The 21,753-nt window shown below is 33.5% G+C and carries 23 protein-coding genes; 1 reads left to right on the top strand and 22 read right to left on the bottom strand.

All coding sequences use genetic code 11. The features are described from left to right. The 17 genes from P0R33_RS12365 to P0R33_RS12285 form a co-directional block, all read right to left on the bottom strand. On the bottom strand, window positions 1-1,140 hold the full coding sequence (locus P0R33_RS12365) for a beta-ketoacyl synthase N-terminal-like domain-containing protein (protein ID WP_276171431.1): 1,140 nt from the start codon (window positions 1,138-1,140) through the stop codon (window positions 1-3). Between the two features lie 24 nt (window positions 1,141-1,164). Then, window positions 1,165-1,680, bottom strand: a complete 516-nt coding sequence (locus P0R33_RS12360) for a hypothetical protein (protein ID WP_276171430.1) — start codon at window positions 1,678-1,680, stop codon at window positions 1,165-1,167. A 7-nt stretch (window positions 1,681-1,687) separates the two neighbouring features. Then, a complete protein-coding gene (locus P0R33_RS12355) occupies window positions 1,688-2,137 on the bottom strand; it encodes an acyl-CoA thioesterase (RefSeq protein ID WP_184158666.1) in 450 nt (149 codons plus the stop codon). Next, a complete protein-coding gene (locus tag P0R33_RS12350; RefSeq protein WP_276171429.1) occupies window positions 2,112-3,395 on the bottom strand; it encodes an ABC transporter permease in 1,284 nt (427 codons plus the stop codon). Before P0R33_RS12350 ends, P0R33_RS12355 begins: the two co-directional genes overlap by 26 nt. Further along, the gene (locus tag P0R33_RS12345; RefSeq protein WP_229353484.1) at window positions 3,385-4,083 is read right to left on the bottom strand and encodes an ABC transporter ATP-binding protein; all 699 of its coding nucleotides are present in this window, start codon (window positions 4,081-4,083) and stop codon (window positions 3,385-3,387) included. Before P0R33_RS12345 ends, P0R33_RS12350 begins: the two co-directional genes overlap by 11 nt. A gap of 63 nt (window positions 4,084-4,146) precedes the next feature. Beyond that, window positions 4,147-5,145 carry a BtrH N-terminal domain-containing protein gene (locus P0R33_RS12340; RefSeq protein WP_276171428.1) on the bottom strand — a complete coding sequence of 333 codons (999 nt, stop codon included), beginning with the start codon at window positions 5,143-5,145 and terminating at the stop codon, window positions 4,147-4,149. Further along, complete coding sequence (locus P0R33_RS12335) at window positions 5,146-5,550, bottom strand: hypothetical protein (RefSeq protein ID WP_276171427.1); 405 nt, start codon at window positions 5,548-5,550, stop codon at window positions 5,146-5,148. A gap of 334 nt (window positions 5,551-5,884) precedes the next feature. Beyond that, window positions 5,885-6,355 (bottom strand): ABC transporter permease, encoded by a 471-nt coding sequence (locus P0R33_RS12330; RefSeq protein WP_276171426.1) that lies wholly within the window; start codon window positions 6,353-6,355, stop codon window positions 5,885-5,887. A gap of 2 nt (window positions 6,356-6,357) precedes the next feature. After that, window positions 6,358-6,789, bottom strand: a complete 432-nt coding sequence (locus tag P0R33_RS12325; RefSeq protein WP_276171425.1) for a hypothetical protein — start codon at window positions 6,787-6,789, stop codon at window positions 6,358-6,360. After that, entirely contained in the window at window positions 6,789-7,922 is a 1,134-nt protein-coding gene (locus P0R33_RS12320) for a beta-ketoacyl-ACP synthase III (protein ID WP_276171424.1), read from the bottom strand. Before P0R33_RS12320 ends, P0R33_RS12325 begins: the two co-directional genes overlap by 1 nt. A gap of 17 nt (window positions 7,923-7,939) precedes the next feature. Continuing rightward, a complete protein-coding gene (locus P0R33_RS12315) occupies window positions 7,940-8,842 on the bottom strand; it encodes a dialkylrecorsinol condensing enzyme DarA (RefSeq protein WP_276171423.1) in 903 nt (300 codons plus the stop codon). Window positions 8,843-9,042: 200 nt separating this feature from the next. Then, the gene (locus tag P0R33_RS12310) at window positions 9,043-9,924 is read right to left on the bottom strand and encodes a lipid A biosynthesis acyltransferase (RefSeq protein ID WP_276171422.1); all 882 of its coding nucleotides are present in this window, start codon (window positions 9,922-9,924) and stop codon (window positions 9,043-9,045) included. Beyond that, the gene (locus P0R33_RS12305; protein ID WP_276171421.1) at window positions 9,925-10,179 is read right to left on the bottom strand and encodes a phosphopantetheine-binding protein; all 255 of its coding nucleotides are present in this window, start codon (window positions 10,177-10,179) and stop codon (window positions 9,925-9,927) included. After that, window positions 10,172-11,407, bottom strand: coding sequence for a beta-ketoacyl-[acyl-carrier-protein] synthase family protein (locus P0R33_RS12300; protein ID WP_276171420.1), 1,236 nt, complete (start codon window positions 11,405-11,407; stop codon window positions 10,172-10,174). Before P0R33_RS12300 ends, P0R33_RS12305 begins: the two co-directional genes overlap by 8 nt. A gap of 192 nt (window positions 11,408-11,599) precedes the next feature. Next, entirely contained in the window at window positions 11,600-12,331 is a 732-nt protein-coding gene (gene fabG / locus P0R33_RS12295) for a 3-oxoacyl-ACP reductase FabG (RefSeq protein WP_276171419.1), read from the bottom strand. A gap of 9 nt (window positions 12,332-12,340) precedes the next feature. Beyond that, complete coding sequence (locus P0R33_RS12290; protein WP_276171418.1) at window positions 12,341-13,567, bottom strand: WG repeat-containing protein; 1,227 nt, start codon at window positions 13,565-13,567, stop codon at window positions 12,341-12,343. 69 nt (window positions 13,568-13,636) lie between these two features. Next, window positions 13,637-15,157, bottom strand: a complete 1,521-nt coding sequence (locus tag P0R33_RS12285) for an aromatic amino acid ammonia-lyase (protein ID WP_276171417.1) — start codon at window positions 15,155-15,157, stop codon at window positions 13,637-13,639. Window positions 15,158-15,258: 101 nt separating this feature from the next. Between P0R33_RS12285 and P0R33_RS12280 the strand changes: the two genes are divergently transcribed. After that, window positions 15,259-16,509: an NAD(P)/FAD-dependent oxidoreductase gene (locus tag P0R33_RS12280; protein ID WP_276171416.1), complete on the top strand. Its 1,251-nt coding sequence runs from the start codon at window positions 15,259-15,261 to the stop codon at window positions 16,507-16,509. Between the two features lie 429 nt (window positions 16,510-16,938). On the opposite strand, the gene P0R33_RS12275 is transcribed toward P0R33_RS12280, so the two are convergent. The 5 genes from P0R33_RS12275 to P0R33_RS12255 all read right to left on the bottom strand — a co-directional run bounded on the left by P0R33_RS12275 (window position 16,939) and on the right by P0R33_RS12255 (window position 21,646). After that, a complete protein-coding gene (locus P0R33_RS12275; RefSeq protein ID WP_276171415.1) occupies window positions 16,939-17,541 on the bottom strand; it encodes a hypothetical protein in 603 nt (200 codons plus the stop codon). Between the two features lie 162 nt (window positions 17,542-17,703). Further along, window positions 17,704-18,039, bottom strand: coding sequence for an L-rhamnose mutarotase (locus P0R33_RS12270; protein ID WP_276171414.1), 336 nt, complete (start codon window positions 18,037-18,039; stop codon window positions 17,704-17,706). A 4-nt stretch (window positions 18,040-18,043) separates the two neighbouring features. Then, window positions 18,044-18,901 carry a fumarylacetoacetate hydrolase family protein gene (locus P0R33_RS12265; protein ID WP_276171413.1) on the bottom strand — a complete coding sequence of 286 codons (858 nt, stop codon included), beginning with the start codon at window positions 18,899-18,901 and terminating at the stop codon, window positions 18,044-18,046. Window positions 18,902-19,187: 286 nt separating this feature from the next. Further along, window positions 19,188-19,952, bottom strand: coding sequence for a glucose 1-dehydrogenase (locus P0R33_RS12260; RefSeq protein WP_276171412.1), 765 nt, complete (start codon window positions 19,950-19,952; stop codon window positions 19,188-19,190). A gap of 38 nt (window positions 19,953-19,990) precedes the next feature. Continuing rightward, window positions 19,991-21,646, bottom strand: a complete 1,656-nt coding sequence (locus tag P0R33_RS12255; protein ID WP_276171411.1) for an altronate dehydratase family protein — start codon at window positions 21,644-21,646, stop codon at window positions 19,991-19,993. Window positions 21,647-21,753: the final 107 nt, after the last annotated feature.

Raw genomic sequence — 21,753 nt, 5'->3', positions numbered from 1 at the left:
TCATTTTATCTTCTCAAAAACAACCGCCGTATTACAACCTCCAAATCCAGAAGCCGTTTTTAAAAAATAATCAATATCCTTTTCTTCATTTTTTTCAATCACATTTATTGATTCGCTAACACCACTCTCATCAAAACCTTTTGATTCAAAAAGCATGTTTCTGTTCGCAGATTCAATCACAATTACCGTTTCTAATAATCCCGAAGCGCCCAATGTATGACCGTAAAATCCTTTTAAACTATTAATAGGAACATTTTGTAAACCCAAACGATTTAAAGCAATGGCTTCCATTTCATCGTTATAAGGAGTTGCAGTTCCGTGCGCTGAAATATAATCTAATTTATCCGCTTCAATTTGTGCCTCTTTTAATGCATTTTGAATACTTCTAAACAAACCTTCACCTGTTCTTGACGGACCAGAAATATGATTTGCATCGTTGATTGAACTATCGCCAATCACTTTTATTTTGGCGTTTTTGGCTTCCGCCGAAACTAAAACAGCGGCTGTTGCTTCGCCCAAACTTACTCCAGTTCTGTTTTTAGAATACGGTTTACAAGGCAGATCACTCATTGCCTGAAAAGCATTAAAACCAGACAAAACAAATTCTGAAACTTCATCGCCAGCAACAACAAAAGCATGATCGTAAAGTTCAGACTGAATCATTCTTTTGGCAATTGAAACTGCTAAAATTCCAGAAACACAAGCATTTGAAACCACAATTGGTTGTGTTTGAAATTTGAAGAAATCGGCAACGTTTTTGGCTAAAACATCTAAATGTGCGTTGTTAAAACTTTCTTCAGAATCATTTGCTAAAGCCGTAACATTCCCTTTTGTGGTAGAAAGTATAAAAGCGGTTTTTGAATTTAATTCAACTTCTGAATTTTTGATAATCGGCTCTAAAGCCAAAATCATCATTTTCTCTAAACGGGAATATTTTGTTTCAGTGCTGATTTTTGCAAAAGCACTGTTTATTTTTTCATTTGAAATAATGGAAGCATAAAATGAATTTGGCATTAAAGAAATGTCATTGTGAAGCTGAATGCCAGAATCTCCACGAAGAATCGCTTCAACATTTGATTCGACATCAAAACCTAAAGGCGTGATGCAATTTGTTTCTGTAATGTATATTTCTTTTAACATTTTATCATTTTTCTATTAGAAGCACTATTCAAATTCATAATGTCGAGAAGTAATAGATTTCCATTTATGCTTTTCATGACCAAAATTTCGTATTGAATTTTCAATAAACAGATTTTCAATTTCATTAAAATTGAAATACAAAAATTGAGGGAATTCTATTTTTTTGCCATTTTGTAAATACAATATTATAGATTTAAATGTCCAAATTTTTAATGGATATTCTGATGTACTAAAACCTTTAATATCAGTTTTTTTTAATAATTCCTTTTTTCCAGATAAGATAGAAACTATGTATATATTTCCTTCATCAATTATAAAATTATTTGATTGCTTAATAATAAGAACGATAAAATGATAAGCAAGGTATATCATTATCATACTGAATATTATTGCAAATACAACTTCAGTTGAAAAACCTTTTGATTTTAAATTTTCAATTAAAATATAAATCATTGCGAAAGATAATCCTGCAAAAAATATAGAGAAGATAAATCTTGAAACAAGAATTATGTAATTGAATCGAGTTTTAAAAAAGTCCATATAATTTTTACTTTAACAATCCAACTTTCCTTTTCCATTCTTCATAAAAAGGTGGATTCGTCAGCATTAAATTTCCTTCTTTATCTAAAAAAACCTGAGTTGTTTCTCCCGTGCAGGCAACTTCACCTTTATCGTCAATAATTTTAAAACGATAAATCATTTTTGCTGCTGGTGTGTCTACAACCGTTGTTTCAATTGTTACCACATCACCGTAACGCAAAGACAATTTATGTTCGCAAGTCGATTTTACAATTGGTGTTGTGTAACCAGTCGCGGCAATATCCAAATAGGTAAGTCCGTGTTGGCGACCAAAAGCTTCACGTCCATCTTCGAAATAAGTGATATAGTTTCCATGCCAAACAATTCCAAGCGGATCTGTTTCGTTAAAACGAATTCTGATTTCGTGTGAAACGGTCAAGTCTGTAGCCTCGTTAAACTGCTCTTTTCTTTTTATCATAAAATAATGCGATCGAAGTTGTAATAATGAAAAACAAAAATAATAAACTTATTTCTGGAATGATTTCGAGGAAAGAAACGCTGCGCAATAAAACATCGTAAAAAGCTTCCAATCCCCAATTCATTGGAGAAGATTTTGCGATAAACTGCATAATTTTCGGCATCGCAAAAACAGGAACCCAAACACCTCCAACGGCAGCTAAAATGATAACACTTGTTGCGCCAAAAGGAGCAGATTGTTCTTGTGTACTTGCTACGGTTCCTAATAAAATTCCGAAACCAATAGCGGCAAAACCTGAAAATAAAGCCACAACACTCATCATCAATAAATGTCCTTCAATATTTAAAGAAGGTAATCCGATTGATGGAAATAAGAAAACGGCAACGGCAACCATCATATAAAACTGAATCATACAAATGATCGAGTAGGTGATGGTTTTTCCGATAATGACAACCAAATTAGAAACTGGATTTGTTCTCAATCGAACGAAAGTTCCTTGCGATTTTTCTTTTACAATATTGATAGATAACGGAATCACAATAAAAAAGATTGCAAAAAGCGTCCACGCTGGAACGTTGTGTTGTGTCGAATTGGGACGAACTTCTTTGTTATTAATCTTCGGAATTATTTCTTTAAAACTGATGAAATTTTTCTGTTCAAAATCGATTGTTTCTTCTCCCAATTGCTTTTGAAAAGTACTATAAATCGATTTGGTTTCAATTTGCGAAATCATTTTGTCAATCGAACTCATGACCGCATTTTTAAAACTCATTTGAATCGCTGGATCAAAATATAGTTTTACTTCTTTTTCTTTTATAATGCGTTGAGGTTCTGCTGTTGCAGTGCTATCTGTCAAACCTAAATTACTCACAATTTTTTCTACATTCTGATCTACTTTTGCCTGTAAATCAGAACTTAGGTTTTCTGGAATTACAATTGCCAATTGAAATTTTCCTTTGTAAACATTTTCTTTGGCAATTTCTTCTGTAACGGGTTTATTGTCAATTTTAGTTACAACAGTAAACAGATTACTTTTTTCTAAATTTTCAAAAACCGTTTTTGCAACAGAACCTTTGTCGTTATCCACAATCAGAATCTGAATTTTAGAATCGGTTACAGCTTTAAATGTGCTGTCCTGAATTAAAGTCACAGTAATTACCAAAACCAAAGGCATGATAAATAATATAATCAATCCGCCCAAATCTCTTTTTAGTAAAAGGAATTCTTTTACCACCGACATCCAAATTTTATATATCATCTCTCAACGCTTTTCCGGTTAATGAAATAAAAACATCTTCGAGATTTCGAGCGTCTTTCGTAGCTTCAATTAATGCCGATGGAGTATCTTGTGCATAAATCTGACCTTGATCTAAAATAGCGATTTGTGTACAGAAATCTTCGGCTTCAGCCAAATGATGTGAGGTATAAATAATGGTCGTTCCGTTTTGGTTTAAAACTTTCAAGTAATCGATAATCGCAGCTTTAGAATGCACATCGACGCCAACCGTTGGTTCATCTAAAAACAACACTTTTGGTTGATGGAGAATTCCAGCGATAAGATTAACACGGCGTTTCATTCCGCCAGAAAAAGTCTGAACTTGTTTATCGGCAAATTTCAATAAACCCAAAAGATCCAAAGCTTCGATTACTTTCTCTTTTAAATCAGAACCTTTTAAACCGTACATGCTTCCAAAATAATGCAGATTTTCTCTCGCCGTCAAAGTCGGATATAAAGCATATTCTTGAGGAACAACGCCAATGATTTTTTTAATTTTTGAGGCCTGATGCTGATAGTCTAAACCATCAATTGAAAAATGTCCAGAAGTAGGTTTTACCAATCCGCAAAGCATGGAAATTAAAGTGGTTTTTCCAGCGCCATTTGGACCTAATAAACCAAAAATCTGACCTTCGTTTATGTTTAGCGAAACGTTGTTCAAAGAATACATTTCTGCATTTTTGTACTTTTTCGAAAGGGATTCTATTTGAATGATAGACTGCAAAATATTGTTTTAGCTAATCGCTTTTTTTAGTTTTTTGAAAAAGATTTCTTCTCTATTGGCAATGTCCAAAAGTTCATCGGCAATAGTATTGTACGCATCTTCTTTAGCACTTCTGTTTTTGTAAATTCTAGAAGCTTCAACAGCAAAATCTCGCCATGAATCGCCAATTTTTGTCATTTCTTTAGAAAGTTCTTTCAGTTCTTCATTATTCAAAATAACTGAAGCTTCCTGTAAAAAGGCAGCATAAATAAAACGGAAACCACCGCCTCCAGTTCCAATTTCTTCTTGCATACGAACCATTTGTGCCAAATAATGATTGGCTTTTTTGGTTCCGTGTTTTATCGGCCATTTTCTAATTTGCTTAGAAACAAATTTGATGCCGCGAACACCTACAATTGGCATTGGCGCGAGCATATCTCTGCACGTATTTTTTATTCCTTTAATAATGGCGCTTTTTAAATCGACATTCGCAGGAACTTGAATCGGATAATACATTTGTCCGCGTGGCGCAAAAGCTCCTTTAGCAAAACGAACTTTATCTAATTCTTCGTGCGTTAAAGTCGTAACGGTTTCCATAACTGGATCGCTCACTAAATAATCAGTTTCAGTTTTTCCGTAAACCACTAAATTATGCGCGTTGAAATGAAAACGATATTCGTCTGGAAAATAACTTAAATTGTAAACGCCAACTTGTAATCCGGTTGGAATATTATTTTTTAAATTTTCGTCTAATGCTTTAGTTGCATTTGAAACAGAAGAAAATTTTTGTCTTTTTATTTTTAAATTTAAACGAGTGGCAACTTTATTAAAAATCTGTCCAGGCAAAGTTCTGTAACTAATTGCCGGAGCATAATTGACTTTTATAAAAGGTAGATATACAAAAAATAATCCAGAGCCAATACCAAAAACCATCGGTTCGCTGATGTTTAGTCCGCTGTTTTTTAGCAGATTCGACGCTACTCCATTCTCACAATGAGCAGACTGATGATGTGTGAAAGTTAATTCCATTTATTTGGTAATGCTGTTTTTTAATTCTTCAATTGATACTTCAAATGTATCGGCGTATTTCTTCAAAATTTTATCGCTTAATGTTGCAAAAACATTTGGTTTAAAATGTCTTTTTACGCGCCATTTCCAAAATCCTACATAACTCGACAAAATGGTAAGATCCATTTTATTGACTTCCATAAAATACACAATCGGACTCACTTCGCCATTTAAAACTTGTTGTTTGGCATCGGCAATACGTTCGTTTATTTCATCAATAGAATTCGAAAGTGCAATTGTTTTAGGTTCCCAACCTGTACTTAATGTTGTGGTATAATTGCCGTTTTCATCTGTTGCGTACAAAAGTTCTTTAACGTTGTTTTTCGTTAAATTGCTTTTATCCTGAGGTACATTTTCTTTTTCCATAGCAAGTTTATTAAAAACTAAATGACTAATTGCAATAATACCAAAACTGGTGCTATTTCTATTATAATTAAAAAAGCGAGATTTATAAATGCTAAATTCTTGTGTCTTTTCATAAAGAAATAGATCATTTCTAAAAGTAGAAATAAAGAATAAGCTTGAATTAAAAAGAAAGCTAAACCGAAAAATCCAATTTTTGGATTTAAATGTCTGTTGTATGGATTCGGATCGTATGTGTAAGAACTATATGCAAAAACCCCAATAAATAGCAATACAAATATTCCTATTCGAATTAGTAAATGATATAGAGGTTTTTTTATATACATTTTGAAATTTATTACTCAACAATTGAAACCGTTTTTTGAATAAACAAGTTGATTTCGCATTCTAAGAGTATCTGATCTTCGACAGAACTGTTGCAGCTCATCGTGCATAATGTGTAATCGTCTCCTGCAAATTTTGAAACTAAATTTGCTTTGGTAATTATAGTTTCGCCAACTTTTGGCAGCGAATGAATTTTTACATTTTTTAAGGCACTGATAAATCCAATTACATTTACGTTTTCATTTTCTGTTCCGTCTTCGTCAAAAAAGTATTTTTTTCCAACAATAGACGAACAAGTCTGCGCCGTATTTTCAATTAAACCAGCTTCAATAAAAACATTATTCTGAACAAAAATATTGTCTTCTTTTATCAAAAATATGGTTTCTACGAAGTTGGCATCGATATCCAAAATTAAATCAACCATAAGCATTGGCGCTCGGTGCGGTAAATAATTTTGTATGTCAACTCCGGTATTCAAAATCATAATTATTTGGCTAAAACGGTTTTCATTTGTCCGTTTGCAATTTCTTCATTATTTAATTTCGTAACAATGTTCACCAAAGTGATTCCTGCAAATTCTTGCAAAATAGTTACTTCAGACTGAATGTTGTCGTTTAATTGAGGTAGTTTTTTAATTTCAATTTCTTTAATAGAACCGATGTAACCTGTTGGGGCAATTTCGTTTCTTAAAAAATATTGATATCCGGTATGCAAAGCAACAGATTGTGCCATATGTTCAATTAAACCAGCTTCAAGAAAAATATCGTTTTTTACGAAAATATTTTCACTTTGAATTTTTAAACCAGAAACCAAAGAAGTTTCGGTATAAGAATGCATAGCATCGACCATTACAAAAGGAAACTTTTGTGGCAATAAATTTTCGACCGTTTCTTTTTCTAAAAGCGCCATTGTTTCCATTAGCAAACTGTTAAATACGCATACGCGAAAGAAAACCTTCCGCTTTCTGGAACTGATAAAAGAATTTTATCTCCTTTTTTCAGGTTTCCAGCATTCATTAATTCTTCCAAAGCCAGATAGATAGAGGCAGAACCAACATTTCCAACTCTAGAAAGATTCATGAACCATTTATCATCGCTCATTCCGATTCCTTTTTCTGTTAATCCTTTCTTTAAACCTTCCACAAAAAAGTTAGAAGAAACGTGAGGAATAAAATAAGTAATATCTTCAGATTTGATGTTGTTTTTATCCATTGCGTCTTTCATGCTTTCCGCACCTTTAGACAGGATAAATTCATCTAATAATTTTACATCTTGTTTAATTGAGAAAACAGATTCGTTTAACCATTGTTCTGGTGCATAATCGCTCCAACTTTTGATTTCTCCGTTTTCTAATTTATCTCCTCCAGCGTACATGCAGGTTTCTAATTCGTATGCATACGAAAAAGCTTCCATCCATTCTATTTTTAGAGAAAGTGGTCCGCGTGGTTTATTTTCTAATAAGAAAGCACCTGCACCATCAGAAAGCATCCATCGTAAGAAATCCTTTTTGAAAGCAATAATTGGCTGTTCTTCTAGACTTTTTAAATTATCAGCTTCGTGATTGTATTTTTGAGCATTCAGCCAAGTTGAAACTTTTTCTGATCCTGTGCAGATTGCGTTTTTTGAATTTCCAGATTTTATTGAAAGATACCCGAATTTCAAGGAATTCATTCCAGCACAGCAAACTCCAGTAGAAGAATTTAATTCAACCGATTTATTTTTTAGCAAACCATGAACCATCGCAGCATGCGAAGGCAAAAAGATATCAGGAGTTGAAGTTCCGCATGAAAGCACTTCTAAATCTTGAGGTGTAAAATCTTGATCGAATAACGGTAAAATTGCATTTTTTGTTAATTCGGCATTGCTGTGTGTGCTTTTTCCATCTTTATCAACAGCATAATATCGGCTTGTAATTTTATTATTGCGCAAAATAATACGTCTTGCTTTTGAAGCAGTATCGTTGATAAGACCTAAATAGGCTTCCATTTCGTCATTAGAAACAGCTTCGTTTGGCAAATATTTTGCAGCTTTTGTAATATATACTTCAAACATAATTTAAATTTCGTCTTCTAAACTCCCTGATAATATTGAGTTTCCTTTTTTATAGATTTTAACTTAAGCGGATAGGTAATAAGGTGCAATATATACACTATTGGTGAAATTAACCATATCGCAAGGAATAAATAAACATTAAATACTTTAAGCAGCTGTTTTCGGTTTTTTTGATTTTTATAAATGATGTTTGACCATTTATTGAAAATTTTATTTGCCGTTCTGTCTACAGTCACTAAATATGAACTTATTTTTACAGCTCCAGCGTTGACTAATTTTGGCTGTAATTCGGTAAAATTATTTTTTTGCAAAGAATCCAGCATGATTTCTCCAAATAGATCGGATTCTTGTATGTCTTTATCTGAAACTCCTGGAAGCGGAAAAATACCTAAATATTTTTTCTTAACTCCAGAAAACATCCATTCTACAATTGTAATAACGCTAATTAAATTTCCAACGCGATCTACCAAAGCTACATTTCCAACCAAATTTGCATTGGCTTCTTTCAACAAAACTTTGATTTTTTCCTGTGCCATAATCCACATATTTCTAGAACCACTAATGGTGACAACAGGTGTATTGTTCAAGATTTTTTTGGCCTCATCACTTTTCAAAAATGAATTAATCGGAATTGAAGGTGATAAATACCAAACTTGATAATGAAATAAAACCAAATCAAATTTTGTGTTTAAAATCGCTTCCGGAACTGTTTTTAATGCTGTCGGAATCTGTAAAAAAGATTCTGGGAAAGCATCAAAAAAAGATTCTTTATTCCATGGAAAAGGAAAAGGCTTTTCTAATTGTATTTCGTAAAAACTAAGATTTATTTCATCTGAATTTAGAAATGGTTTTGCAATGTTTTTTGCAATAGATTCCAATTGTCCAGATTGAGTATAATAAATTACGAGAACATTTTTCATTTGGGTTTACTTGCTTGGTTGCGGACAAAAGTAAGTAAATTTATTTAAACGAATTTTCTTGTTTAATTGATTAAGATTTTGGTTTTGCTTTAAGAAATTGCATTCTTTTAAATTTTTACAGATGCAATTAAAAAATGATTTAAAAAAAGTGTTTTTTTGACAATATAATTAGCAAAAGCATCAGAATTCGTACAAAAAAATTATGATTTTAAATCGTTCCAAAAATCAAAATAGTTAAACCATTGTAAAGGATAATGTTCTAAAATACTTTCTACACTTTTTACATATTCTTTCAAAAGTGCTTTTTCGTCTCGATGTTTTACTTCGGCTTCTCTTGCGTATAAATGATAATGAAGATTTGGCTCTTTCATTACATAAACAAAAACAACAGGAACTTTAAGTCTTGAAGCAATTAAGAATGGTCCTGCAGGAAAATTAGCCTCTTTGCCCAACAGATTTTCTGAAAGAGATTTGGTTCCTTCAAAATAACGGTCGCCCGTAAAACAAACCAATTCATTATTGGCTAAAGCCGAATTAATCTCAAAAATATGGGACAAATCTTCTTTAATGATAATAAATTTTACGGTTGGTTTTTGTGTAACGCTTTCTAAATAATTTTTGATAGCAGAATGTTCTAAATCTGTAGTAACCAGATTTATTTGAAAGTTAAGATCGATATCGCCCAAAAAATGTTCGGCGATTTCAAAATTTCCGACGTGCGCACTAATTAAAACACCGCCTTTTTTCTCGGCAAGCAGTTTTTTTAGTGTTTCGATTCCGTCAAATTCGTAAGTGAATTTATTTCGCATTCCTGCTGAAATCGAAATCTTATCAATAATAGTTTGTCCAAAAGTGTAGTAACTTTTGAAAACCATTTTTTTGGATTTAAAATGAGAGTATTGAAGTCTTTCTTTAAAGTAATAGAAAATAGCTTTGTTGCTTTTTCTTAGAAATAAAAAATAATAAGAAGCAACAAAGTAAAGTAAGGTATAAGCGGCTTTTACACCCGCTTTTTGAATTAAAAAAACGAATATTCTATAACCTAAAACAGTTCCTTTGGATTTACCATCCCATTGACTCATTTAAGCTGATTTGGCTTTTATTTTGGTTTCAATAAGGTCGTAGAAACTTTGAAAATCAGAAATTCCAACAAAATCTGCTTCAACTAGTTTTACACCAAAGTTTGCTTCAATTGAAACAACTAAGTCAACATAATCGAGACTGTCTAACCCAAGTGTATCTTTTAAATTAGCATTTGGTTCAATGTCGTCATTGTCTACTTCAAATTCATCAACTAAAAAACCATTTATTTTTGCTATAATATCTTCTTTATTCATCGTTCAATTTAAACTTTTTAACCACCAACGCAGAGTTGGTTCCTCCGAACCCGAAAGAATTGGACAAAAATATGTCAAATTTTTTGTTTAACGTAGTTTTAACTAAATTTAATTTTGAAGCATCTTCATCTGGATTTTCCAAATTGATGTTTGGCGCAATGAAATCGTTCTGCATCATTAAGATAGAATAAATTATTTCACTTGCTCCAGCCATCCAGCATTCGTGCCCTGTCATCGATTTTGTTGAACTTATATAAGGATTTCTTTCACCAAAAACCTCAAAAATTGCTTTTGCTTCGTTTGCATCGCCAACTGGAGTTGAAGTTGCATGGGCATTTATGTACTCAATGTCTGATGCTTTTAGTTTTGCATCATCTAATGCACGTTTCATTGCTGTTGCCGGTCCTTCGACGTTTGGAGTAGAAATATGTCCTCCGTTTGAAGAGAATCCATAACCAGAAACTTCGGCAATAATATTGGCGCCGCGTGCAATGGCAGAGTCGTAACTTTCTAGAATTAAAGTTGCGCCGCCTCCACTCGGAATTAATCCGTCGCGGCCAGAATCAAAAGGTCTTGATGCTTTTTCAGGATCACTTTCTCTATTAGAAAAAACGCCTAATCCGTCAAAACTGCTCATCGCATATTTATTGATCTCTTGAGCGCCACCAGTAATTATAATATCTTGAAAACCGCTTTTGATTAAAAAATAAGCCAATCCGATAGAATGAGAACCACTCGCGCAAGCTGCACTTACAGTAAGATTGATTCCTCGAAGTTTAAAAATCGTCGAAAGATTCATTGTTACCGTAGAATTCATCGATTTGAAAATAGCGCCAGAACCAATTAAAGCCGTGTCTTTTTTCTCGCGAACAATATCTGTTGCGTCAATGATTGCTTTAGAAACACTGTCGTTTCCGTACATAATTCCGACTTCGTGTTCATCAAAAAAGGCATCGTCGATGTTGGCATTTTTCAATGCTTCTATAGTTGCCATATAAGCATACTCGGTTTCTTCACCGATGCTCATACGTTGTCTTCGCGTCAATAAATTTTTAAGATCGGCTTTCGGAACCATTCCTGTTAAGGCTGATTGAAAACCAAATTCTTTACGTTCAGAATCAAACTGAATACCAGATTTTCCTTCGTATAACGAATCTTTTACTTCGTCTAAAGAAGTTCCGATACAAGAATAAATTCCCATTCCAGTAATTACAACTCTTCTATTCATCGTCTTTCAAAGTAATTTTTTATCCTTAAAGTATTTTTTAAACACATAGAAACATAGTTTTGTAAACTTAAAAAAGGCGTTTCACTTATTTTAAATAAACATAGCTCTCTATGTGAAAGAAATGTATTTCTCTTAAGTATTCTTTATTGACACATATCCCGATAGCTATCGGGACTATGTGTTTAAAATATTTTAAGAATATATTCCGCCGTTAATATTGATAATTTCTCCTGTAATATAACTTGCTTTTTTAGAAATCAAAAAGCTTACCAAATCTGCCACTTCTTCGGCTTCGCCAAAACGATTTACGGGAATAAGCTTTAATAATTCTTTTTCGTCTAATTCGCTTGTCATATCAGTTTTAATAAAACCTGGAGCGACAGCATTTACCGTAATGTTTCGTTTTGCCACTTCTTGTGCTAAGGCTTTAGTTGCGGCAACAATTGCACCTTTTGCAGCCGAATAATTGGTTTGTCCCGCAGTTCCTTTTACACCAGAAACCGAAACAATATTTACAATTCGGCCATATTTATTGCGAAGCATTTTTTGAATAAAAAACTGCGTTACATTAAAAAAACCGTTTGCACTTGTATTCATTACGTTATTCCAGTCTTGTGGTGTCATCCACATAAAAAGACCGTCTTTTGTAATTCCGGCATTGTTTACAATTGCTTCAACCAATTTTTCAGGATTTGCTTCCTGCCATTGTGTAAGAACGTTTTGTACTTGTTCAAAATTGGCAACGTCAAAACCTAAGATTTCTCCTGTTGCACCTAATTTTTGTATTTCTTGTAATGTTTCTTCGGCAGCTGTTTGATTCGAATGATAATTAATCAGAATATGATAATCAGATTCTACGGCTAGTTTTTTACAAATAGCACTTCCAATCCCTCTAGAACCGCCTGTTACTAATACACACTTCATAAGTGAAATTTATTTCTTTTTCTTAGCTGCTGGTTTCGGTGTCGATTTGGCAGCTGGTTTGGTTGTTTTTGTTTCTTGTTTTGGAGCTTCAGCAGGAGCAGCAACAGGTTGAGGTTTTTCAGATTTTGAAAATAATTCAGCATTTTCAAACCATTGATTTGCTAAAACCGTTCCGTCTGGGTTAAGAAATCCCCATTTTCCTTCGTTCTTAACTCTCGCAACGCCACCAATAAATCCTTTATCTTGTTGTGTAAACATGGCAATAATTCCATTTGTGGTAATTCCATATTGTGTTGGAATAACTAATTTTCCAGATTCGTTGATGAATCCCCAATTGCTTTCTTTTACTGGAGCAAGACCGTTTTTACTAAAAACTTCTGCATCGCTGTAAGTTGGTTCAATTACAAATTTTCCTTCTGGATTAATGAATCCCCATTTTTTTCCAACTAAAACTGGCGCTAGGTTTTTGGAGAAAGCTTTTCCTTTATCATAAATAGGAAGAATGGCCCAGTTTCCTTTTAAATCGATATAACCGATTTTTCCATTCTTTTTAGCAAAAGTCAAATCTTGAGTTTCAAAATCCCAGATTTTTTCGGCTCCATCAACTGGAATAAATTTTCCGCCACTTACCAATCCGAATGTTTTGTCTTTTCTTGCCCAAGTTGTGTTTTTGAAATAATTTCCAACTTCAGCATAAACTGGTTCAACTACTTCTTTTCCTTCGGTATTGATGATTCCCCAGTTTTTGTTTAGCTCTACTCTCGCGTAACCATTTTCAAAAGGCTTAATCTGATCGTATTTTGGTTCTAAAACAACATTCATTTTATTGTTGATTAAACCCACTTTATTGTTTTGTCTAATGAAGGCAACGCCGTCATTAAAATCAAATACTTTGTCAGATGTAGGCGCTTTTTGAATTTCTCCTTTTGTATTGATATAAACCCATTCTTTATCTTTTTGCACAACAGCAATTCCGTTGTTAAAATCTTTGGCATCTTTAAAGTCGGCTGGAATTACCCAAGTTCCTTTTGTGTCAATAAAACCCCATTTTCCGCCATTTTCTACAGCGGCCAAACCTTCAGAAAAACTTCTAGCCGATTTATATTGAGGTTCGATTTTAAAAGATCCATCTTTAGAAAGATATCCAATTTTGGAATTTTTCTTAACTAATGCCAATTCTTGACTATTAACAAATTGAATACTTACCAGCAACAAAAAAATAAGTGTCTTTTTCATGATTTTAAAAATTCAATGTTTAATGATTAAAAAACTAAAACTCTTTGGGGCAAATTTGTAAATCAATTTTTAACTGTTGATCAAATAATCTTTAACTTTTTGAACAAAAGGATACATTACCTGATCTTCTTTAAATTCTGGAATTATATTTCGAATATCGTCGTACCATTTTTTAGTTGTAGACGAAATTTGATCTTTTTGTTTTAAATAATCAATCGCCTGAACAATTGTAATTAATTCGATTGCTAAAACTTCAAAAGAATTCTCAATCACTTTTGATGTAATAACCGCTGCATTTGTTCCCATACTTACAATGTCTTGATTGTCATTGTTGTTTGGAATACTGTGCACGTACATTGGGTTTGATAACATTTGATTTTCGGCAGTTGTTGAAGTGGCAACGAATTGAACACCTTGCATTCCGAAATTAAATCCTAACGTTCCTAAGTTTACGAATGGAGGTAAAATTTCGTTGATTTTTGAATTCAATAAATAATTCAATTGACGCTCTGCCAACATCGTTAATTTGGTAATAACGATTTTCAGTTTATCCATTTCTAACGAAATATAATCTCCGTGGAAATTTCCTCCGTGATAAACGTGTTTGTTTTTTACGTCGATAATTGGGTTGTCGTTTGCCGAGTTAAATTCGTCTTCTAAAATAGAAGCAACATTATTGATAGTTTCTAAAACTGGACCTAAAATTTGAGGAACACATCTTAGAGAATAATATTCTTGAACTTTTTCTTTGAAGATTTCTTCGGTGTTTTCGCCAGAATATAAATGGTCTTCTCGTTTACGGATTAAAGTACTGTCAGAAAGACTGTTTCGCATTCTTTCAGCCACTTCTTGTTGTCCTTTATGACGTTTTGTTTGATTTAATTCTTCAGAAAAATGATCGTCGTAAGCTTGAACTAATTCATTAATTGCACAAGAAGCTTTTAATGACCAGTCTAATAATTTTTTCGCATAATGAACATTTACAACACCAATTCCTGTCATTACAGAAGTTCCGTTGATTAACGCCAAACCTTCTCTAATTTCTACCTGAATTGGTTTTAAACCTTCGATTTCAAAAACTTCCGGAGTTGGACGTCTTTCGCCTTTATAAAAAACTTCGCCTTCGCCAATTAAAACCAAAGCTAAATGTGATAATTGCACTAAATCTCCACTGGCACCAACACCGCCATGTTCGAAAATTAAAGGCGTAATATCTCTATTGATTAATTCTGCCATTAAATGAACTACAGAAGAATGAACACCAGAATTTCCTAAAGAAAGTGTATTTAATCTTGCTAAAATGGCAGCTTTTGCACATTCGGCATTTAAAGGTTTTCCTGTTCCAGATGAGTGGCTTCTAATTAAATTATATTGCAGTTGAATTTGATCTGACTCTTTAATTCTATATTGAGCCATCGGACCAAAGCCAGTATTTACTCCGTAGATTACTTTGTTTCCTGAGAATTCTTTCAAGAAATTAAAACTTTCGTTTACTCGATTTAAAACCACATCGCTTATGGCAACTTTATTTTTTCCAAAAATTATGGCTTCAAATTCTGCTAAACTTAAATATTCATTTATTGTATTCATCAAATCTATTTTGGTTGCGCTAATTTAATTTTATTTATCAAAATAATTGTAGTTATTTTGATGATGGCAAATGTAGGTTAATTAATGATAATAATTCTAATATGACAAAGGAGTTTGTTGATGTTTTAGTGATTGGTGCAGGACCATCTGGATGTGTTTCGGCATCATATCTGTTTAAAAACAATGTTAAAGTTAAAGTTGTAGAAAAACAAAAGTTTCCGAGACTTGTTGTTGGAGAAAGCCTTATTCCGCGTGTAATGGACCATTTTGCTGAGGCAGAATTGTTTGAGGCGCTTGATGCAATGAACTTCGAGAAAAAATTAGGAGCTCGTTTTATCAGAGGTGAAGAAATTTGCAATTTCGATTTCAGCAAGAAATTTGGAGAAGGCTGGGATTGGACCTGGCAAGTTCCACGTGCTGATTTTGACAATACAATGGCGCAGGAAATTATTAGAAAAGGAATCGATTTGGAATTTGAAACCGAAGTTCTGGAAGTTTCTTTTGAAGGAAAAAAATCAAAAACCATTGTAAAAGACAAAGATGGAAATCTAAAAGAAATTCACGCTAACTTTATCATTGATTCTAGTGGATACGGACGCGTTTTACCAAGACTTTTAGATTTGGATACGCCTTCAAAATTAGATCCGCATTCTTCGATTTTTACACATGTTAAAGATATTAATAGACCTGAAGGAGAAGAAGGAACTCAGATTTCTTTTGATATTCTAGAAACAGAAGTATGGCTTTGGGTAATTCCTTTTTCTAACGGAAATACAAGTTTGGGAGTTGTTGGTCCGACAGATTTTATTAACTCACTTTCTGAAAATAAAGACAATGCTGAGGCTCTGAAAAATGCAATTCAGAAATCGGATTATTATATTAAAAGATTTGCTGGAACAGAGTTTTTATTTGAGCCAGTTAAATTAGAAAACTATTCTAGAGCTGTAAAAAGAATGTATGGCGATGGTTTTGCTTTGACAGGAAATAGCTCTGAATTTTTAGATCCGGTTTTTTCGTCAGGTGTAGCTTTTGCAACCGAATCTGGAATGCTCGCAGCAAAATTATATTTGAAAGAATCACAAGGAATTCCTGTTGATTGGGAAGTGGAGTTTACTCAATACATGAAACGCGGAATTGCCGTTTTTACCACTTATGTTCAAGAATGGTACACAGGAAATCTTCAGACTTTATTTTTCCATCAGCCTGAAAACCCAGAAGTAAAAGAAAAAATATGTGCTGTTTTGGCAGGTTATGTTTGGAATGAAGAAAATTCGTTTGTCAAGAAACATGATCACGTAATTGCGAATATGGCGTATTTGTTAAATATGCAAAAAGAACAAAGCCCTGAATAATCAGGGCTTTTTTTTATAAAAAACAATTCATTTTCTGGATTCATTCCACAGGAATGTATCGTCGGTAGAATTAGATTTGAATTGCGATATTACGTTCCGTAGGAACGTTTGATTAATTGATTTTAAAATATTATTTCTGTATATCAAATGTCCCTACAGGACATAATGCAAAACGACAATATTTTTTTCTACCGACGAGATATTCCTACGGAATATTTAACATTGCAGATGCAAAAACAACTCATTCCGTAGGAATGTTTCGTTGGTAGAACACGAAATTTGAATTGCGATAATACGTTCCGTAGGAACGTTTGATTAATTAGATTTAGATATATTATTTCCGTAAATCAAATGTCCCTAAAGGACATAATATAAAACGACAATATTTTTTCTACCGACGAGATATTCCTAACGGAATATGAAATATTGTTATTTCGTTTTCTTTATTATAAGTTTTGACATAGATTTTGCCGTTTTTGCATAACCTTCTCCAAGTCGAGATTCATTACTAAAATTGCTTCCCCATTGATCGCCGGGCGCTTCGTCGCTGGTAATTTCTAATAACACATTTGATTTATTAGACGAGTCAACAAATTTTAGGTTTGTGGTAACTTTTGCAGGTTGTTTCATAATTCCTGCATCCCAGCCAGGGAAAAGCCAAACTGTTTTTACAATAAGCGTGTATGGCGTTTTTAATCCTTCTTGAAAATTTAAATCTTTTTTCTCTTTGGTTAAAACGGTATTGGCAATTTCTAAAAATTTAGGAGTCCAGATTTGTTCTCTTGCTGCAATCCATTTTTTCTCCCAGATATTTCCGTTGCCTTTTGCTTTTTTATCTAAATCTGCTTTGTGTTCTTGAACGTATTGTGCCTCAGGCATTTTTTCTTTCATCATAGTAAAATCACTGTAATCAAATGATACGTTGACTTCTTTTTGGTCTTTTAAAAAGTCAAAATTTCCCTGAACAACATTCATGTCCTGAGCAAAAATAGCTCCAGATATAAAAAAGCATGCAATAATAAGTTTTTTCATTTGTTGATTAATTAAGGTTAATTTTCAATAATTTAAAATTAATTAAAAACATTAATAAACAACATATTACGTGTTAAAATAAAATTACCATTTCGTAATAAAACAAAAAGCGGATTCCAATTTGAAATCCGCTTTTTTATAATTTGAAATAATATTAGAATCTTACAATCCAAATATCTTATCCATTAAAATCCATTTTTGTCCTGGTTTTGCCCATGGTAAAGCTTGTTGGAATTTCCACATTAAAGTTTCCCATTCCTGAACTTTTTCGTTTGCCGTATCGGCTTGGTCTTTCTTTTCGAAAGTAAAATCAGCATCTGCTTCGATAATCATAAACAAGCGGTTTCCTGTACAATAAATATCCAGAACTTCAATTCCAGAATCTTGAATGCTTTTCTTGATTTCTGGCCAAACATTTTCATGCAGTTCTTTATATTCTGCAATCAAATCTGCATCGTCTTTTAAGTCTAATGCCAGATAAAATTTTTGTGTTGCCATAATTTTAGTTTTGTTGATACGCTACGGCAGTTTGTTTACTTGTACCTAAACCTTCAATTCCTAATTCGATTACGTCACCCGCTTTGATGTAAATTGGATCTGGTTTAATTCCTAATCCAACTCCCGGAGGCGTTCCTGTACTAATAACATCGCCAGGAAGCAATGTCATAAACTGGCTTAAATAATGCACTAAAAATGGAATTTTGAAAATCAAGTTTGAAGTATTACTGTTTTGGAATGTTTTTCCGTTTACAGTAAGCCACATTTTTAGATTATTAACATCACCAACTTCGTCTGGAGTTGCCATAATTGGTCCAAGAGGAGCAAAGGTGTCAGAACCTTTTCCTTTTGCCCATTGTCCGCCGCGCTCGATTTGGAATGCTCTTTCACTATAATCATTCAAAAGGCAATATCCAGCAATGTAATTTGGTGCATCTTCTTCAGAAACGTAGCTTGCTTTTTTACCAACGACAAATGCTAATTCCACTTCCCAGTCTGTTTTTTCGCTGTTTTTTGGAATAATCAAGTTATCATTTGGCCCACATAAAGAAGTGGTTGATTTGAAGAAAATAATCGGTTCTTCTGGAATTGCAGCGCCCGTTTCTTCGCAGTGATCCACATAATTTAATCCGATGCAGATAATTTTTGAAGGACGCGCAACTGGCGAACCTAAACGAACTGAATCGTTTACTTCTGGTAAAGATGGGTTGTTTTTTAAAGCTTCTTCTAATTTTGCTAAACCGTCGTTTTCAAAAAAAGCTTCGTTGTAATCTGTTACAATAGACGAAACATCGTATCTTTTTTCATTTAGTAAAACACCTGGTTTTTCCTTTCCTTCTTCTCCGAATCTAATAAGTTTCATATTTTAATTTTTTTAGTAATGTGTATTTTTTTTAGCCACTCCCGATAGCTATCGGGATAAAGGATTAGAATGATTTATTTAGTTTGTCACCCTGAGCGAAGTCGAAGGGCGTTCCAATTGGACGTGGGCTTCGACTTCGCTCAGCCTGAGAAAAGCAGGAAATAAAAATCTTTTAATCCTTTTAATCTGTGGCTTATTTTTTTGCACGCAGATTTTGCAGATCGAGCAGATTTTTTTTAAATCCTTTTAATCCTTTTAATCCTTTAAATCTGTGGCTAAATAATTTTTAGTTATTCAATTTAATAAAACCTCCATCAATTGGATAATCTGAACCTGTGATGAAAGAAGATTCATCACTGCATAAGAATAATGCTAAAGTTGCGATTTCTTCGGGTTTTCCCATACGACCGATTGGTTGCGATTGAGATAGTTTTTCGAAGATTTCTTCTTCTTTTCCAGGATAATTTTTAGCAATAAATCCGTCTACGAAAGGCGTGTGAACGCGCGCAGGAGAAATAGAATTACATCTGATTTTATCATTCAAATAATCTTTAGCAACCGATAAAGTCATTGCCATAACTGCTCCTTTTGCAGTAGAATATGCAAAACGATCTGGAATTCCAACCCAACATGCAATTGAAGCTAAGTTCAAAATCACACCTCTGCCAGAGTTTCTTAGTGCAGGAATCGAAGCATGAAGGCAATTGTAAACTCCTTTTACGTTTACATTCATAATACGGTCAAAATCAGATTCTGAAGTTGTGTCTACTTTTCCAACGTGAGCAATCCCAGCATTATTTACCAAAATATTAATATTTCCGATTTTCTCGAAAGTTGCTTTTACCTGTTCGTGGTTTGAAACGTCGCAGGCGTGAGCAAAAACACTTCCTCCAGCTGATTTTATTTCTTCAACCGTTTCTTTTGCGCTTTCTTCCGTCAATTCTAAAACGTGAACTTCAGCTCCTTGTTTAGCAAATAAAACTGAAATCGCTCTTCCAATTCCGCTACCACCGCCAGTGATAATTGCTTTTTTATTTTGTAATGAAAACATTTGATATAAATTTTTATGAGTTGTTTTTTAATAGTCTTTTACAAAGATACGCCGCGTTTCCACGGAATAAAATCGTCTTGGTTTAATTGAACTGCTTTCGGAATAATTTCGCCGCTTGCCGCTTTGATGCAATATTCTAAAATTTCCTCGCCCATTTCCTCAATAGATTTTTCGCCACTAATGATTGGTCCGCAGTCAATATCGATAATATCTTTCATTCTGGTTGCCAAAACCGAGTTTGTTGCCACTTTAATTACAGGACAAACAGGGTTTCCTGTTGGAGTTCCCAATCCTGTTGTAAACAAAATTAAAGTTGCTCCAGAAGCCGCTTTTCCAGTTGTTGCTTCAACGTCATTTCCTGGAGTACAAACCAAACTTAAACCTGGTTTTGTAACCAATTCGGTATAATCTAAAACATCAACTACGGGAGACGTTCCACCTTTTTTTGCTGCTCCAGCACTTTTGATAGCATCTGTAATTAATCCATCTTTAATATTTCCTGGAGACGGATTCATATGAAAACCAGAACCCACTTTATGCGCCAGTTCATCATAAGATTCCATTAAATTGATGAATTTTTTAGCGTTATCTTCAGTAATACATCTGTCGATTAAATTCTGTTCAGCGCCGCATAATTCTGGGAATTCAGCCAAAAGAATTTTTCCGCCTAAAGCTACGACTAAATCTGAAGTATAACCCACAGCAGGATTTGCAGAAACACCGCTGAAACCATCGCTTCCGCCACATTTTACACCAATGCATAAATCGCTTAAAGGCGCATCTGTTCTTTCGTATTTGTTGATTTCGATTAAACCTTCAAAAGTTTTTTTGATGGCATTGGTAATCAAAACTTCTTCGCTTTCTGTTTGTTGCTGTTCAAAAATAAACAACGGTTTGTCGAAATCTGGGTTTTGTCTTTTTACATCATTTACAAAATCTTGAACTTGTAAATGCTGGCATCCTAAACTTAAAAGTGTGATTCCGCCCACGTTTGGATGATTTGCGTACGAAGCCAATAAAGCACTTAAAGTAGAAGCGTCCTGACGTGTTCCGCCGCAACCGCCTTGGTGGTTTAAGAATTTAATTCCGTCTACATTTTCAAAAACACGTTTGTTTTTTGGAGTCGGATTTAATTCAATATTGATATCGTTAATGTCATTTCCGTTCAAATAACCTTCCAGTAATTCGTGCGTAAATTGGTTGTATTTGTCTGTTACAGCATAACCCAATTGCTTGTGTAAAGCTTCTTTGATGACATCAAGATTTCTGTTTTCACAAAATACAGTCGGGATAAAAAGCCAGTAATTTGCTGTTCCAACGCGTCCGTCTTTTCTTTTGTAACCTTTAAAAGTTCTGTTTTCGAATTTTGAAACATCAGGTGCATTCCATTCGTAAGAAGCATTTCTATATGCGTAAGGATCTGCAGCATGTTTTAGGTTTTCGGTTGTCATTAGACTTCCTTTGGCCAAATCATTTTGCACTTTTCCCACCAAAACACCGTATATATTTACTTCTTCTCCCTGCTTCATGTCCTGCATGTAGAATTTATGTTTGGCTTTGATGAGGTCTTGTAAAACGTAAGTTTCATTTTCAAAATGAATGGTTTCGCCTTTTTGAAGATCGGTTAAGGCAACCAATACATTATCATCTGGATGTAGTTTTACAACCAGTTTTTTTGTGTTATTGTCAGACATTGTGTTGTTTGTTTTTTTCTTTTTTTGATGTCACTGCTTTCGTCTTATAACAATTTAATCCTTTGATTTTGTATAGAATTCGGGCAGTTAACGAAAAATAAAATTAG

The organism is Flavobacterium sp. YJ01 (genome assembly GCF_029320955.1).
Lineage (GTDB): Bacteria > Bacteroidota > Bacteroidia > Flavobacteriales > Flavobacteriaceae > Flavobacterium.
This window is presented reverse-complemented; position numbering and strand designations above follow the sequence as displayed.